The organism is Kushneria sp. AK178 (genome assembly GCF_053903105.1).
Map to the genome: position 1 here is coordinate 1,679,846 of NZ_CP096381.1, position 14,823 is coordinate 1,694,668.

Here is a 14,823-nt window from a genome sequence, read left to right on the forward strand (position 1 = left end):
CCCGTTATCGCCATCGGCCAGGCAGGAGAGCCCGTGAAGTCAAACGCCAGTCTGACGCTGTATGCCCGTCTGCTGACCTATGTAAAGCCCTTCTGGAAGGCCTTTGCGATCGCGCTGATCGGTAACGCCATCTATGCGGGGTCCAGTACGCTCATGGCGCGCATCATGGAGTTTCTGACAGACGGGATACAAAATCCCGATGCCGATTTTCGTCAGGCCCTGCCGTTGATGATCATCGGCATCTTCCTTGCCCGTGGTTTTGGTACCTTTCTGGGCACCTACGGCATGGAGTACGTAGCGCGCAACGTGGTCCATCGTCTGCGCGTGTCGGTCTTTGATCAGATGCTGCATCTGCCGGGACGCTTTTACGATGAAAACAGCGGCGGCCATCTGATTTCACGCGTGACCTATCACGTGGAGCAGGTTACCGGGGCGGCCACCAAGGCGCTCAATGTCGTGCTCCAGGAGGGCATGCTGGTCCTGGGGCTGACGATCTATCTGTTCTGGGTCAACTGGAAACTGATGCTGATCTTCATCGCGGTCACGCCGCTGATCGGTTTCGTGGTGGCCTGGTGCAGCAAGCGTTTTCGCAAGCTCTCGCGACGCATCCAGAAATCGGTCGGGGAGGTCACCCATGTGGCCTCCGAGACCATCACGGGCTATCGCGTGGTGCGAACGCACGGCGCCGAGCAGCATGAATACGAGCGCTTTAATCGAGCGAGTCAGTACAACCGCGATCAGAGCCTGAAGGAGGCGCTGACCAAGGCCATCAGCGCGCCGGTCATTCAGACGATGGTGGCCGTGTCGCTGGCACTGCTGGTATGGCTGGCGCTGGCGCCCGAACTGTTGGGGAACATGACCCCGGGGCAGTTCATCGGCTTCATTACCGCGGCCAGCATGATCATCAAGCCCATCAAGTCGCTGACCGAAATCAACGGCGTCATTCAGAAGGGGCTGGCGGCGGCTCAGGAGCTGTTCGGGCTGATGGACAAGCCCCGTGAGCCCGACAACGGCACGCACGACCCGGGTCGCGTGCAGGGGCGGGTCAGCTTCGAGGCGGTTCGCTTTCGCTACGGCAGCGACCTGCCGGATGTGCTCAAAGGCGTCAGCCATGAGGTATGTCCGGGGGAAATGATTGCGCTGGTCGGTCGCTCGGGCAGCGGCAAGAGCACCATGATGAACATGCTGCCGCGGTTTTATGATGCCACGGACGGGCGGATCTGCATCGATGAGGTGGACGTTCGCGACTATTCAATGCAGGCGCTGCGTCGCCAGATTGCGCTGGTCACCCAGAATGTCACGCTGTTCAACGCCACCGTCGCCGACAATATCGCCTACGGGATCGAAAACTCATCACGCGAGGCGGTAGTGGCCGCTGCCCGGGCCGCCTATGCCGACGAGTTCATCGAGCGCCTGGCGCAGGGATATGACACCCTGGTCGGCGACAATGGCGTCATGCTCTCCGGCGGGCAGCGCCAGCGTATCGCCATTGCGCGTGCCATCTTCAAGGATGCGCCCATCCTGGTGCTGGACGAGGCGACCTCGGCGCTGGATACGGAGTCGGAGCGCTACATCCAGCAGGCTCTTGAGCGGGTCTGTGAAGGCCGTACGACCTTTGTCATTGCGCATCGGCTGTCGACCATCGAGCAGGCCGATCGCATTCTGGTCATGGATAACGGTGAAATCATCGAGTCGGGCGATCACGCCACGCTGATGGCAAGGGACGGGGCCTATGCGGCCCTGCACCGCATTCAGTTCAGCGAGGAGCGCAGCAATGTGCCAGTGTAAGCGTCTCCCGGGGGCCGTGAGCCCATGAAGTGTCTGGAGAAGGCCTGGTACAGCGAGGCGCGCTGGCCGGGGCTGCTGACACCGCTGGAAGCGCTGTACAAGGGCGTTGTGGCACAGCGGCGCCGGGCCTACCGGAGCGGTCGCCGTGAAACGTGGGCGTCGCCGGTACCGGTGATCGTCATCGGCAATATCACGGTAGGGGGCACCGGCAAGTCGCCGCTGACGGCGTGGCTCGGTCGCTGGCTGCAGGCGCGGGGCTGGCACCCCGGGATCATCTCGCGCGGCTATGGCGGGCATGCGCCGCGCTACCCCTTCTATGTCAGCGAAGACAGTGATGTGGCGCACGCCGGTGATGAGCCCGTCATGCTGGCACAGCAGACCCAGCTGCCCGTCGTGGTCGACCCGGACCGGCCGCGAGCGGCGCGCAAGCTGATCGCGGCGGGCTGTAATATCCTGCTGTCCGATGATGGCCTGCAGCACCATGCGCTCGGCCGGGATATCGAGCTGGTGGTGGTGGATGGCATGCGAGGCTTTGGCAACCGCCGCTGTCTGCCGGTGGGGCCGCTGCGGGAGCCGCTGTCCCGGCTTTGTGAGGTGGACGCCGTGATCTCCAACGGGGATCTGCAAACACCGGATGCTGCGGCGCAATACGCCATGTCGCTGGTGCCCAGTGCCTGGCGTCATCTCAACGATGGGGTTTGCTATAGTATCGAGGCCCGGCCTTTCAATGGACGGGTTCACGCCATTGCCGGTATCGGTCATCCGCAGCGTTTTTTCAAGACGCTCGAGACGCTGGGCGTGGCGTTCGATCAGCATCCGCTGCCGGATCATCACCGCTTTTCGGCCGGTGATGTGCGCTTTGCCGATAATCGACCGGTCGTGATGACCGCCAAGGATGCTGTCAAATGCCGCCCCTTTGCCAACGAACGGTGCTGGTCACTGGACATTGAGGCGTGCCCTGAACCAGCACTGATCAAGTGGCTGGCAGCGCGTCTTGAAACACTCTGATGCAGGAGAAGGACAATGGATCAGGAACTGCTGGCCATGCTGGTGTGCCCCGAAAGCGGGGGAAAGCTTGAATACAATCGTGATACCGGTGAGCTCCTGTGTCGTGAAAGCGGGCTGGCCTATCCCGTCATGGACGGTATCCCCGTCATGCTGGCCGGCCGTGCCCGTCGGTTGAGCGTTGAGGAAGCGCTCGGCAAGGCGTCGCAGGATACATCGGCTGCCTCATGAGTCGCCCCTTCAGCGTCGTGATTCCGGCCCGATTCGCCTCCCAGCGCCTGCCCGGCAAGCCGCTGCTGGAGATCGCCGGTCGGCCCATGATCGAACACGTGTGGCGACGTGCCATGGCATCAAGCGCTGCTCGTGTCCTGATCGCCACCGACAACGAGCAGATCGCCACCGTCGCCCGCGGTTTCGGGGCAGAGGTGGTCATGACTCGTGAGGATCACGTCAACGGCACCTCACGCCTGACCGAGGTCGTCGACCGGCTCGGGCTCGAGGATGACGCCTGCGTCGTCAACGTGCAGGGCGATGAGCCGCTGCTGCCCAGCGCTCTGATCGATCAGGTAGCAGCGTCGCTGCAAAAGGATGACAGCGCCGCCATGGCAACGCTTGCCGAACCCATCGATGACCGCGCCACCCTGATGCGCACCAGCGTGGTCAAGGTGGTGTGCAATCGGCAGGGGCGAGCACTGTATTTCTCGCGAGCCCCCATTCCCTGGGATCGTGATCGCTTCGAGCAGCCCGATGAGGGGCATGCCCTTGACCAGGGCTGGCTGCGACACATCGGTATCTATGCCTATCGCGCCTCCTTTCTGCGCGATTATCAACACCTTCCGATTGCGCCCGTGGAAGCCTGCGAGCAGCTCGAACAGCTGCGGGCGCTCTATCATGGCTATGCCATTTCCGTTGCCGTGGCCACCGAGCAGTATCCGGCCGGCGTGGATACCGCCGAGGATCTGGCGCGCGTACGCGAATGGCTGACAAGGAGAACAGATTGATTCGAGTCCTGTTTGTCTGTCTGGGGAATATCTGCCGTTCCCCCATGGCAGAGGGTCTTTTTCGCCGGATGGTGCAGCAGTCAGGGTCTGACGCCTGCGTCGAGACGGACTCCTGCGGCGTGGGCGACTATCACGTGGGCGAGCCACCCGACCCGCGCGCCATACGCGAAGCAGGGCAGCGCGGGGTCGATATTACCGATCTTCGCGGCCGTGTCATCCGCCGCAACGACTTTGATCGCTTCGATTACATCCTCTGCATGGACGCCGACAACCTGAGCGCCCTGCAGGCAATGGCGCCCGATAATGCCCGGGCGCATGTTGGCCTGCTGATGGATTTTGCAGGCGAGGGCGCCGGTGTCGAGATCGGTGATCCCTACTTCGGCAATACCGACAATTTCGGCAACGTGGGCGATCAGATTACCGCCGGCTGCCAGGGACTGCTTCGTCACCTGGCGCGCGGGGATGCGCCGGATTGAGCCTGCAGTACGACGTCTCCCTGCAGGCCTGCAACACGCTGGGCTTCGATGCCAGCGCCGAGGCGCTGGCCGAAACCGACTCGCTGCGCGCCCTGTCTCGTATGCTCGCGGTCGGCCGTCACCGGTTCAGCCGCATTATCCCGCTGGGCGGCGGCAGCAATGTGGTGATGAAACCCCGTGTCGAGGGGCTGGTGGTGCGCTACACCGGTCAGCGCATCTGGCGGGAAGCGGTCCATGCCGGCGAGGCGCTCTGGCACGTGGAGGCGGGCGTCAACTGGCATGCCCTGGTGGAGCGGACCACGCGCAAGGGCTGGTGGGGTATCGAGAATCTGGCACTGATTCCGGGCTCCGTGGGCGCAGCGCCCATTCAGAATATCGGCGCCTATGGCACCGAAATCGGTGATGTGATCGAGTGTGTGCATGTCATGCACATTGATGATGGTCGCTACGAAATCATCGACCGCAAACACTGCGATTTCGGCTACCGACACAGCATTTTCAAATCGGCGCTGGCCGGTCGGGTCGTGGTGGTCAGGGTGGTTTTGAGACTTCATCTTGAGGGCAGACCGCGCATTGGTTATGGCGATCTTGCCCGCCATGTCACCAGTGCGTCATCCGCGGCCGAGGTGGCTGCCGCCGTGGCGACGATTCGCCGGGAAAAGCTGCCGGACCCGCAGGTGCTGGGCAACGCTGGCAGTTTTTTCAAGAACCCGATCGTGCCGGCCGAGCAGGCTAAACGGCTTTTGGCGCAGTGGGCTGATATGCCGGTGTGGGAGACCGCGCAGGGCACCAAGCTGGCGGCCGGCTGGCTGATCGATCAGTGTGGCTGGAAGGGGTATCGTGACAGCCGTGTCGGGGTCCACCGTCATCAGGCACTGGTGCTGGTTCATTACGGTGGCGGCAGCGTGACCGATCTGCTGAGCATGGCCGAGCGCATTCGGAATTCCGTGCAGGCGCGCTTTGGCGTGGCGCTCGAGATGGAGCCCGGCATTATAGGACGCTAGTCCGGGAAGTATTTCCGACGATATCGGCGGCGCCCATATGAAAAGGCCCACTCCAATGGAGTGGGCCTTTTTGATCAGCCTCCGCGTTATTCGCTGGAGGACTGGTTCTCGCGCTGCTGCTGGCGACGACGCTCGCGCGGGTCATTGTGCGCGCGACGCCGCTGGCGGGACGGTGTGTTGTCCGAAGCGCCAGCTTCCTTTGCAGAGGCGTTGTCAGGCGTTGCTGCCTGGCCGGTACTGCTGTCGGCCGCGGTGGCTGTCCTGTTGCCGGTGGCAGCGGCGGTGCTGTCGGTCCGGTCAGGGGTGGCCTCGCTGCGTGTTGCAGCATCGGGTTTGCCGACATCGGTCGCGGCCGGCTGATCAGCATTGGAGGATGCGTCAGCCTCTGCCGTCTTTTCCGGAGCCTTGTCGCTCGCCGGGGCCGGACGTTTGGAGGTTGCCTTGTCGGCGCCCCTGTCCCGGGCGGTCACGCTCTGCTTGTTGATATCGCGTGCCGGTGCATCTGCAGAGGCGCGGGTCCCGTCAGACGAGTCATTCTCCCCGGAGACCAGATGAGGCTGCTCGCGCGGGGTCGCCTCGGTGGCCATGGCAGCCGCGGCCGACGTGTCGGTCGCAACGCCTTCCTTGTTGTCGCCGGCAGCCGCATCGGCCGAGGGACGTTCCTTGACGTCTTGCCCGGCTTTCGGGGTGTCAGCGGTAGAGACTGAGGTCTTTTCAGACTTGTCAGAGGTAGACGCTGCGCTCCCCTGGGCCTTGTCCCCGGCGTTCACGGCAGCCGGTTTGTCAGCGGCTTTTGAAACCGCCGCGGCGGATTTTTTGTCGCCGCCCGCGTCAGAAGCCTTTTTTGACGACTTTTTCGGTGACGCGTTCTTGTCCTGACGATCGCTCCCCGTCTCCGGCGTGGTGGCGGTAGCGTCCGTCGTTTCGGCCGCTCTGCCGGTGGTCGCCTTCTGCTGATCCTGAACGGTATCAGAGGGCTGCGATTCACGGCCAAAGGTGGCGCTGACGGATTGGCGACCGCCGCCTGACGCTGCCGAGTCCTTTTCGCCGGCGTTGGACGCTGTCTCTTCCGTAGCGGCAGCCTTATCGGGTGTAGCCTCTGGCGTACCGGACGTGAGCGCCTTGTCCTTCGAAGGAGCGTCCTTTTTCGACGTGGCAGCATCTGTCGCAGCCGCGCTGTCGGTCTCGCTGGCAGCGGCTGCGACGGGCCTGACCGTGCTGTCATCGCCGCTTCCGGCCGGCTCGCCATCGGTCGCTGCCTGACGGGCCTCGGCCTGCAGTCGCTCCTGTTCGGCAACGGCTTCGGGGCTCAATGCCTGCTTGCGGCTGCGCTGGCGCGGGTTGTTGCGGGTACGGCGCGGCTTGCCGTCGTTGTCGTCCGGCGCCTGGGCAGGCGATGAGGTGGCGCGCGCCTCCTGACCGCTGTCCGTTCCGGTAGCGGCGTCGGCCGTCGGCTTTTTGCCATCATCCTCGCCGCGCGGCCTGTCAGCACCCTTGTCGGTCTGCGGGCTCTGCTGACGCTTGTCGCTGCGCTCGGAGGCGTTGTTGTCGCTTTTCGAAGCGCCGTTTTGCTGACGCTTGTCGCTGCGCTCGGAGGCGGTGTTGTCGCTTTTCGAAGCGCCGTTTTGCTGACGCTTGTCGCTGCGCTCGGAGGCGGTGTTGTCGCTCTTCGAAGCGCCGTTTTGCTGACGCTTGTCGTTGCGCTCGGAGGTGGTGTTGTCGCTCTTCGAAGCGCCGTTTTGCTGGCGCTTGTCGTTGCGCTCGGCACCGGCGTTGTTCCCCTTGTTGTCCTGCTGGCGCTTGTCGTCGCGGGCCTTGTCGGATGAGGACCGTTTGTCGTTGCGACCGTTTTTGCCATCCGCGCTGTCATCGCGTCGGGTATTGTCGCGACGGTTGTTGCGCTGCTCTCCGCCTGCCGAAGAAGACCTTTGTTCTTCGCGGGCAGGGGTGTCCTGTGTCGAAGGCTGTGGCTTGTCTTCCCGGGCGGTCGGCTGAGTGCTTTCCTTGTCGGTCCGGGGGGCGGCAGTGTCCTGACTGCTGCTCTCGTCGCTGCCCATCAGGCGGTTAAAGCCCTTCATGAGGCGGCTCAGAAAGCCTGATGGTTCTTCACTGGCCGGGGCCGTCGTGGTGGGCTCCGGTGCCGGCGTGCGATGCGCCACGGAACGCACGGCCGCTTCGGCGCGCTTGACGGGCTTGCGGTAGGTGTCGCTTTCATCTTCCGGCGCTTCGAAATCGTCGGACATTTCAAAGCTTGAGCGGGCGGCTTCTTCAGGGTCGACCTGATCGTCGCGATAGCGCTGCACGTCGTAATGCGGGGTTTCAAGCCCGGGCTGCGGCAGCAGCATGACGCGCACGCCCTGGCGGCGCTCGATATCGGCAAGGACGTTGCGCTTTTCGTTGAGCAGATAGGTGGCGACCGGTACCGGCAGCATGGCGCGAATCTGCGAGCTGCGATCCTTCATCGCTTCTTCTTCAATCAGACGCATGATCGACAGCGACAGCGAGCGCACATCGCGGATGGTGCCCTGACCGTTACAGCGCGGGCAGACCACGCCGCTGGTTTCGCCCAGCGATGGCCGCAGACGCTGGCGCGACATCTCCATCAGGCCGAAGCGGGAGATACGTCCGATCTGTACGCGGGCGCGATCAAGCTTGAGGGCATCGCGAACGCGGTTTTCGACTTCACGCTGATTGCGGGCGGGTGACATGTCGATGAAATCGATCACCACCAGACCCCCGATATCGCGCAGGCGCAGCTGTCGAGCGATCTCGTCGGCCGCTTCCAGATTGGTCTGAAGGGCCGTTTCCTCGATGTCACCGCCCTTGGTGGCGCGTGAGGAGTTGATATCGATGGACACCAGCGCCTCGGTATGGTCGATCACCACCGAGCCGCCCGAGGGCAGCTTGACTTCACGCTCGTAGGCCGTCTCGATCTGGGATTCGATCTGAAAGCGTGAGAAGAGGGGAACATCGTCGTTGTACAGCTTGATCTTCTGCTGGTACGACGGCATGACCTGCTTGACGAAGTTGAGGGCTTCTTCATGCACGTCGCCGTGATCGATCAGCACTTCACCGATGTCCTGACGCAGGTAGTCGCGCATGGCGCGAATGATCACGTTGGACTCGCGATAGATCAGAAAGGGCGCCGAGCGCTGGCCGGCTTCCTCGGTGATGGTCTCCCAGACCTGTACCAGATAGTCCAGGTCCCACTGGAGTTCCTCGCTCGAGCGGCCGATGCCGGCCGTGCGTACGATCACGCCCATCTTGTCGGGCATGGTAAGTTGGCTCATGGCCTCTTTCAGCTCGGTACGCTCATCGCCTTCGATGCGACGCGAAATGCCGCCGGCCCGGGGATTGTTGGGCATCAGGACCAGAAAGCGACCGGCGAGACTGATAAAGGTGGTCAGGGCTGCGCCCTTGTTGCCGCGCTCTTCCTTGTCCACCTGGACAATGACTTCCTTGCCTTCCTTGATGACTTCACGAATATTGGGGCGGCCGTTGCCGGAAGGCTCCTTCGAGAAATATTCGCGCGAGATCTCCTTGAGTGGCAAAAAGCCGTGGCGGTCGGCGCCAAAATCGACAAAGGCGGCTTCGAGGCTGGGTTCGACCCGCGTAATGCGTCCGCGGTAAATGTTGGCCTTTTTCTGTTCCCGGGCCCCGGATTCGATGTCGAGATCGTAGAGTCTCTGGCCATCGACCAGCGCGACTCTCAGCTCTTCAGGCTGAGTCGCGTTGATAAGCATGCGTTTCATATGGTCTCACTGACTGAGCGTATCGCCAGACGGATGCCATGCCATGGGCAGTATCAACCTCCAGGGTTGACTGACCACGGCATCAGGCATCGGTGCCACCGAGTCGCGGGCCAGAGTGTTTGTGCTCAGCGCATGTCTACAAGTATGTTTCAATTCCTCGGGCGCCATACAGACGTGCCCCGGAAAGGCTTCATGATCATGTTGAGTACGTGACCGCCCGAAGACATGTCGCGGCAGCATGGTTGCTTAACCGGTCTTTCAGTGAGGCGGTCACACCTGATGGCCATCGATTCGGCAGCACCGGCCTTCGATACGGAAATGGTTTATCCCGTGATGCAAAATCCGGGTACTTCTGATACTGCCAGGTGCCGGATTGATCTCTTCCGACGACTGTTCTGTTGCTTCGGCCTGCGTGTCATTCGGTGCAGGCGCTATCAGGTCCTGCGGACCTTAAGGAAGCTCCCGGAATATAACAGCAAAGCCTGGTGCCCACAATCGGGGCCATCCCTGCGTTATTTCGCTACAATGCCGGCCCTTACAGCCGGTAAAAGAGGAAGACGACATGGCCGAGGGGCGCGGCGTTCAGTGGGTTGACATCGATAGGCATCATGATGGACAGCGGCTGGACAATTTTCTCATGACCCATCTCAAGGGCGCGCCTCGTACGCTGATCTACCGGATCATTCGCCGCGGCGAAGTGCGTATCAACGGTGGGCGGGGCAAGGCGAGCCGGCGTCTGGTGACAGGCGATCGTGTGCGGGTGCCGCCACTGCGACTGACCCCGCAGGAGGCCGTGCAGGAGGTCAGCGATAACCTGCGCCATGTCATCGAGACCAGTCTTTTGAAGGAAACGCCGGAGTGGATGGCGTTCAACAAGCCCTCGGGGCTTGCCGTGCATGGCGGCAGCGGGGTCAGGATCGGACTCATCGAAGCCCTGCGCCAGATACGAAACGATCTGCCCTATCTGGAGCTGGTGCATCGACTGGATCGCGATACCTCGGGCTGTCTGCTGGTAGCCAAGTCCCGCGAGGCGCTCAACTTCCTGAGTCATGAACTGCGCGAGCATCGGATGCAAAAGCGCTACCTGGCGCTGGTAGAGGGCGCCTGGCCCAGTGAGCGCCACGAGGTGACGGCACCCTTGATGCGCTTCGAGCTGCCCAGCGGTGAACGCCGTGTAAGGGTCGACGATACCGGCAAGGCGTCGCAAACGCGCTTTGCGCTTCTGGAGTCCTTTCGCAAGGCTTCCTTGATAGAGGCAGAGCCCGTAACAGGACGTACCCACCAGATCCGGGTACATGCACTTCATGCCGGTCATCCGCTGCTGGGCGATGTCAAATACGGCAGTGCCAGCGGCGAGCGCCTGGCCACGAGATGTGAGCTGTCCCGCCTTTTTCTGCACGCCCGGCGGCTCGGGTTTACCGATCCGGCCTCACAACAGAACGTGCAGCTTCAGGCGCCACTGAGCGAAGATCTTGAGCGCGTACTGGCGCGCCTGCGCTGACACGCCGGGCAGAATTTTCCTGATGACCCCATGGTGAAAGAGGAGCACGACAGCAATGCGGTATCGCCTGGTGATCTTTGACTGGGATGGCACGCTCATGGATTCGGCCGACCGGATCGTTGAGTGCATGCAGCGTGCCGCCATCGATGCCGGCTGGCCCGCGCTGAGTCGGGAGGCGGTGTGCGATATCATCGGGCTGGGCCTGCCGGAAGCCATTGCACGGTTGTGTCCGGGCATCGGCGGCGCGCAGGCCGAGCATCTGCGCCAGCGCTACGCCCACCATTTCGTGACGGCCGAGCGGGAAGGGCCGGCACTGCCTTTTTTTGCGGGCGTGGAAAAAGGCATCGCTCGATTGAAAGCGATGCCGGACGTCAGGCTGGCGGTGGCCACCGGCAAGAGTCGTCGGGGACTGGATCGCATTTTTACCGAGCGGCGCTGCGGACACTGGTTCGACGACAGCCGTACGGCCGACATGACGCGCTCGAAGCCTGATCCGCTCATGCTGACCGAGCTGCTTGAGTCGCTGGATGTCGCGCTCGATGAAGCGGTCATGATCGGTGACAGTGTTCACGACATGGGCATGGCGCAGGCCCTGGGCATGGATCGTGTGGCCGTCACCTGGGGGGTACACAATGCGCAGCAGCTGTCTGAATTCTCGCCTGCCGGCGTGGTGAAGGATTTTCATGAACTGATGTCATGGCTGGACGCAGGTACCGGCCAGCCTGCAGGGAGCAGCGTACATGAGTGATCGGAAGGATCAATGGACCGGACGTGACATGGCGGACAGGGATGGCTCGGACGCAGAGCGGGCCCACGAGGGTGTGTCACGTGAGGCGGTGATGGAGCGGTGGCTGCTCGAGATGGTGCGTGAACAGCGCCGCAGTCGTCGCTGGAAGATCTTTTTTCGCCTTTTATTCTGGTTGTTCTGGATCGTTGTGGTCGCTGCCGTGGCCTTCATGATCACCGGTGAGCGTGAGTCGCTGGCCGGTGACCGGGTCGGGGTCGTCAAGGTGGACGGGGTGATCGACAGTCGTTCGACGTCCAGTGCCGAAAGGGTCATTCGGGGGCTGAACGACGCCTGGCAGGGCTCTGATACAGCAGTGGTGCTGCAGATCAACAGTCCCGGTGGTTCTCCGGTTCAGTCGCAGCGCATTTATGACGAGATTCGTCGTCTGCGCGATGCCGGTGACAAGCCCATCATTGCTGTCATCGAGGATATCGGGGCCAGCGGGGCCTACTACATTGCCTCTGCAGCGGACGAGATTTATGCGGCCCCGGCAAGCCTGGTGGGCTCCATCGGTGTGGTCTATTCGGGGTTCGGTCTCGAAGGCGCGATAGACAGGCTGGGGATCGAGCGGCGCGTGTTCACGGCAGGCGAGAACAAGGACATGCTTGATCCGTTCCAGCCTGTCAGCGACGAGCAGCGGCGCTACTGGCAGCACGTGCTGGATCAGACGCACGATCAATTCATCAATGCCGTCAGGGCCGGTCGCGGAGATCGTTTGTCGGACGATCCGGCGCTGTTTTCCGGTCTGGTCTGGACCGGCGAAGAGGCCGTGGACAAGGGGCTTGCGGACGGGCTCAAAAGCGTTGATGAAATTGCGCGCGATTTGACCGGCACTGCCGAAACCACGGACTACACCCGAAGCGGTGATCCGCTCGAGCAGCTGTCGCGTCATTTTGGCCGGGTGGCGGCGCAATATCTGGGGATCGATCTGCGCTCGGGCGAGTCCCCCGTTCGACTGCGCTGAGCTGTCGGCCCGGCGCAGGGAGCCGATCGCTTCGGGGCATGATCATTCAAGCAGCGGGTTGATGCCGGCCTCACGCAGCAAACGACACAGGGCGATGAGGGGAAGGCCCATCAGGGCACTGGGGTCGGTGGTCTCAACGCTTTCGAAAAGCGCCGTGCCCAGTTTTTCCATATAAAAGCCGCCGGCGCTGTCGATGGCCGGCTCTTTGGTGACATAGCCTTCGATCTCGCTGGTGCTCAGCGTTCGAATGTCGACGCTGGTGAGATCCACATGCGTCTCACAGCGATCGTGGCGTGTATCCAGCAGCGCCACGCCTGTCCAGAAGCTGACGCGTCGACCGGAGAAGCGTTCAAGCTGGCGGCGTGCGCCATCGGGACTGCCCGGTTTGCCCAGCAGATCGTTATCGATGCCGACCACCTGATCACTGCCGATGATCAGATGCTGCGGATAACGCTGTGCCAGTGCGCGGGCCTTGTCACGTGACAGGCGCTCGGCCAGCCCGCGCGGCGTTTCACCTTCCCGGGGCGTTTCATCGATATCGGGGGCATCACAATGAAAGGGCAGGCCGAGACGCTTGAGCAGCACGCGACGTGAACCGGAACCGGAGGCGAGAATCATCAGGGGCATCATTGTTCCTGAAACGGTGGCTGTCGAAAGGGCCGCGAAACCGGATGTCCATCCCGGGCCGGCCGCTGTCGTTTCAAGTGCATCATTGATCACAACCTTTTTGACACTTTCATGGACAATCCCTATTATTGCGCGCCTATGTCAACCACGCGACTACCAAAAACGGTCGAACCCTATCGACTTGCTGCCAGCGGCGAGCGCCTGGAAGGGAGTATTACGCTCTCTGCCATGCCGCGTATTGTCGATGCCATCGGCCGGCAGGAGGTCGAATGTCATGTTGTCATGACGTTTGATCGTGATGAACAGCGCCAGCATTACATTGAAGGCTCACTGGTTGCCGATGTTGAAATGCCCTGTCAGCGATGCCTGCAGCCCATGCCGGTTCATCTCGAGAGCACTTTCCTGCTGGGTATGGTCACCAGCGACGCGCTTGCAGCAACGCTACCGGCACGCTATGAGCCGGTGCTTGTGGAAGACGAACATCTGGATCTGCTGCCGGTAGTCGAGGACGAGCTGCTTCTGACGCTGCCGCAGGTGGTCTATCACGATGAAGCGGATTGCGCCGTTTCTCGCGATTCGCTGCAAAGCGGCGACGAAGCCGAGCAAGCGCCGGCGAGAGCCGATAACCCGTTCAGTGTGCTTCGTTCCCTGAAGGATCACTGAGTCATTTCTGACGTTACGTTACAACCGGAGACACCCCCATGGCTGTCCAGAAGAACCGCAAGTCCCGTTCCAAACGCGGTATGCGTCGTGCACACGATGCACTGACGACGCCGACGCTTTCCCAGGACAAGGAAACCGGTACGACCCATCTTCGTCATCATGTGGCGCCGGATGGTTACTATCGTGGCCGCAAGGTCATTGACGTCGAAGAATAAATGATTCGGGCGATGTCGCCCCTGCGTATCGCCATCGACGCCATGGGCGGGGACCACGGTCCCCGCGCTACCGTTTCCGGGGCTGCCCTTGCCCTGGCGCAAAGGCCGAATGCCAGTGCCATCTTCCATGGCAGGCGTCATCTGCTTGATGTCGAACTCTCCCGCTTGCCGGCCTCTCTTGTTCATGTTCGTGATCGCATCGAAATCGTCGAAGCCGGCGACCGCCTTCCCGCTGACATGACACCTTCCCGTCTTTTGCGCGATGCCGCTTCCGGCAGTCTTCATGCCAGTCTTGCAGCCCTTCGGGACGGTCAGGCCAGTGCCTGTGTCAGTGCCGAGCATACCGGTGCCATCATGGCGCTGGCGCGACGCGAGGTCGGCATGCTGGACGCAGTGACACGCCCTGCCATCAGCGCCGCCATCCCGACCGTTTCCCGAAGGCCGTGTTACATGCTTGATCTGGGAGCCAACGTGGATGCTCGTGCCGAACACCTGGTGGATTTTGCCTTCATGGGGGCTGCCATGGTCAGGCTGCTGGACAGGGTTCCTTTGCCTCGGGTAGGGCTTTTGAACGTGGGAACGGAAAGTGGCAAGGGCGAGCGACGCGTACGAGAAGCTGATGTCCTGCTTCGTGCCAGAGCTCATTCGCATTTCGAGTATGTCGGCTATGTCGAAGGAGACGCCCTGTTTAACGGTTATACGGATGTGGCGGTCTGTGATGGCATGGTGGGCAATGTTGCCCTCAAGAGCAGTGAAGGACTGGCGCGCATGCTGGCCGAGCGTCTTCAGGCCGGATTTCGGACCGGGCTGTATGCCCGAATGGCCGGGCGGCTGGCAGCGCCCGTGTTACGTCGCTTCCTGCAGGAGCTTGATCCCGTGCGATATAATGGCGCCAGTTTACTGGGTCTCAGGGCCACCGTGGTCAAGAGTCATGGCAGTGCACGCTCTGAAGGGTTCGCCTATGCTGTGCGCCGTGCCGTGGATGAAGCCGCAATGAATCTGCCGGGCAGATTGATGTCATAAAGGTCGTTTTCGTATGG

General features: G+C 62.1%; 14 protein-coding genes. 12 read left to right on the top strand and 2 right to left on the bottom strand.

Annotated features, from left to right (window positions below; genetic code table 11):
* Window positions 1-33: 33 nt before the first annotated feature.
* The 6 genes from msbA to murB are packed head-to-tail and all read left to right on the top strand — an operon-like array spanning window position 34 to window position 5,274.
* On the top strand, window positions 34-1,788 hold the full coding sequence (gene msbA / locus M1D97_RS07515; protein ID WP_456270109.1) for a lipid A export permease/ATP-binding protein MsbA: 1,755 nt from the start codon (window positions 34-36) through the stop codon (window positions 1,786-1,788).
* Window positions 1,789-1,812: 24 nt separating this feature from the next.
* A complete protein-coding gene (lpxK, locus tag M1D97_RS07520) occupies window positions 1,813-2,796 on the top strand; it encodes a tetraacyldisaccharide 4'-kinase (RefSeq protein ID WP_456270110.1) in 984 nt (327 codons plus the stop codon).
* 15 nt (window positions 2,797-2,811) lie between these two features.
* Window positions 2,812-3,024, top strand: a complete 213-nt coding sequence (locus M1D97_RS07525; protein ID WP_456270111.1) for a Trm112 family protein — start codon at window positions 2,812-2,814, stop codon at window positions 3,022-3,024.
* The gene (gene kdsB / locus M1D97_RS07530) at window positions 3,021-3,794 is read left to right on the top strand and encodes a 3-deoxy-manno-octulosonate cytidylyltransferase (RefSeq protein WP_456270112.1); all 774 of its coding nucleotides are present in this window, start codon (window positions 3,021-3,023) and stop codon (window positions 3,792-3,794) included. The genes M1D97_RS07525 and kdsB overlap by 4 nt, the downstream gene beginning before the upstream one ends.
* A gap of 44 nt (window positions 3,795-3,838) precedes the next feature.
* The gene (locus M1D97_RS07535) at window positions 3,839-4,270 is read left to right on the top strand and encodes a low molecular weight protein-tyrosine-phosphatase (RefSeq protein WP_456270113.1); all 432 of its coding nucleotides are present in this window, start codon (window positions 3,839-3,841) and stop codon (window positions 4,268-4,270) included.
* A complete protein-coding gene (gene murB / locus M1D97_RS07540) occupies window positions 4,267-5,274 on the top strand; it encodes a UDP-N-acetylmuramate dehydrogenase (RefSeq protein ID WP_456270114.1) in 1,008 nt (335 codons plus the stop codon). The genes M1D97_RS07535 and murB overlap by 4 nt, the downstream gene beginning before the upstream one ends.
* A gap of 86 nt (window positions 5,275-5,360) precedes the next feature.
* Here murB and rne read toward each other — a convergent pair whose 3' ends face one another.
* Complete coding sequence (rne, locus tag M1D97_RS07545; protein ID WP_456270115.1) at window positions 5,361-9,026, bottom strand: ribonuclease E; 3,666 nt, start codon at window positions 9,024-9,026, stop codon at window positions 5,361-5,363.
* Between the two features lie 562 nt (window positions 9,027-9,588).
* Between rne and M1D97_RS07550 the strand changes: the two genes are divergently transcribed.
* The 3 genes from M1D97_RS07550 to sppA are packed head-to-tail and all read left to right on the top strand — an operon-like array spanning window position 9,589 to window position 12,278.
* Window positions 9,589-10,527 (top strand): RluA family pseudouridine synthase, encoded by a 939-nt coding sequence (locus tag M1D97_RS07550; protein ID WP_456270116.1) that lies wholly within the window; start codon window positions 9,589-9,591, stop codon window positions 10,525-10,527.
* 55 nt (window positions 10,528-10,582) lie between these two features.
* Window positions 10,583-11,275: an HAD-IA family hydrolase gene (locus tag M1D97_RS07555; protein WP_456270117.1), complete on the top strand. Its 693-nt coding sequence runs from the start codon at window positions 10,583-10,585 to the stop codon at window positions 11,273-11,275.
* Window positions 11,268-12,278: a signal peptide peptidase SppA gene (sppA, locus tag M1D97_RS07560; RefSeq protein WP_456270118.1), complete on the top strand. Its 1,011-nt coding sequence runs from the start codon at window positions 11,268-11,270 to the stop codon at window positions 12,276-12,278. The genes M1D97_RS07555 and sppA overlap by 8 nt, the downstream gene beginning before the upstream one ends.
* 42 nt (window positions 12,279-12,320) lie before the next feature.
* Here the strand turns inward: sppA and M1D97_RS07565 are convergent, their stop codons facing one another.
* Window positions 12,321-12,905, bottom strand: coding sequence for a Maf family protein (locus M1D97_RS07565; RefSeq protein WP_456270119.1), 585 nt, complete (start codon window positions 12,903-12,905; stop codon window positions 12,321-12,323).
* Window positions 12,906-13,043: 138 nt separating this feature from the next.
* On the opposite strand from M1D97_RS07565, the gene M1D97_RS07570 reads away from it, so the two are divergent.
* Genes M1D97_RS07570 through plsX form a run of 3 tightly spaced genes read left to right on the top strand, consistent with a single transcriptional unit; the run spans window position 13,044 to window position 14,806 of the window.
* Window positions 13,044-13,568 carry a YceD family protein gene (locus M1D97_RS07570; protein WP_456270120.1) on the top strand — a complete coding sequence of 175 codons (525 nt, stop codon included), beginning with the start codon at window positions 13,044-13,046 and terminating at the stop codon, window positions 13,566-13,568.
* Window positions 13,569-13,606: 38 nt separating this feature from the next.
* Window positions 13,607-13,783 carry a 50S ribosomal protein L32 gene (rpmF, locus tag M1D97_RS07575; protein WP_456270121.1) on the top strand — a complete coding sequence of 59 codons (177 nt, stop codon included), beginning with the start codon at window positions 13,607-13,609 and terminating at the stop codon, window positions 13,781-13,783.
* A 12-nt stretch (window positions 13,784-13,795) separates the two neighbouring features.
* On the top strand, window positions 13,796-14,806 hold the full coding sequence (gene plsX / locus M1D97_RS07580; RefSeq protein ID WP_456270122.1) for a phosphate acyltransferase PlsX: 1,011 nt from the start codon (window positions 13,796-13,798) through the stop codon (window positions 14,804-14,806).
* Window positions 14,807-14,823: the final 17 nt, after the last annotated feature.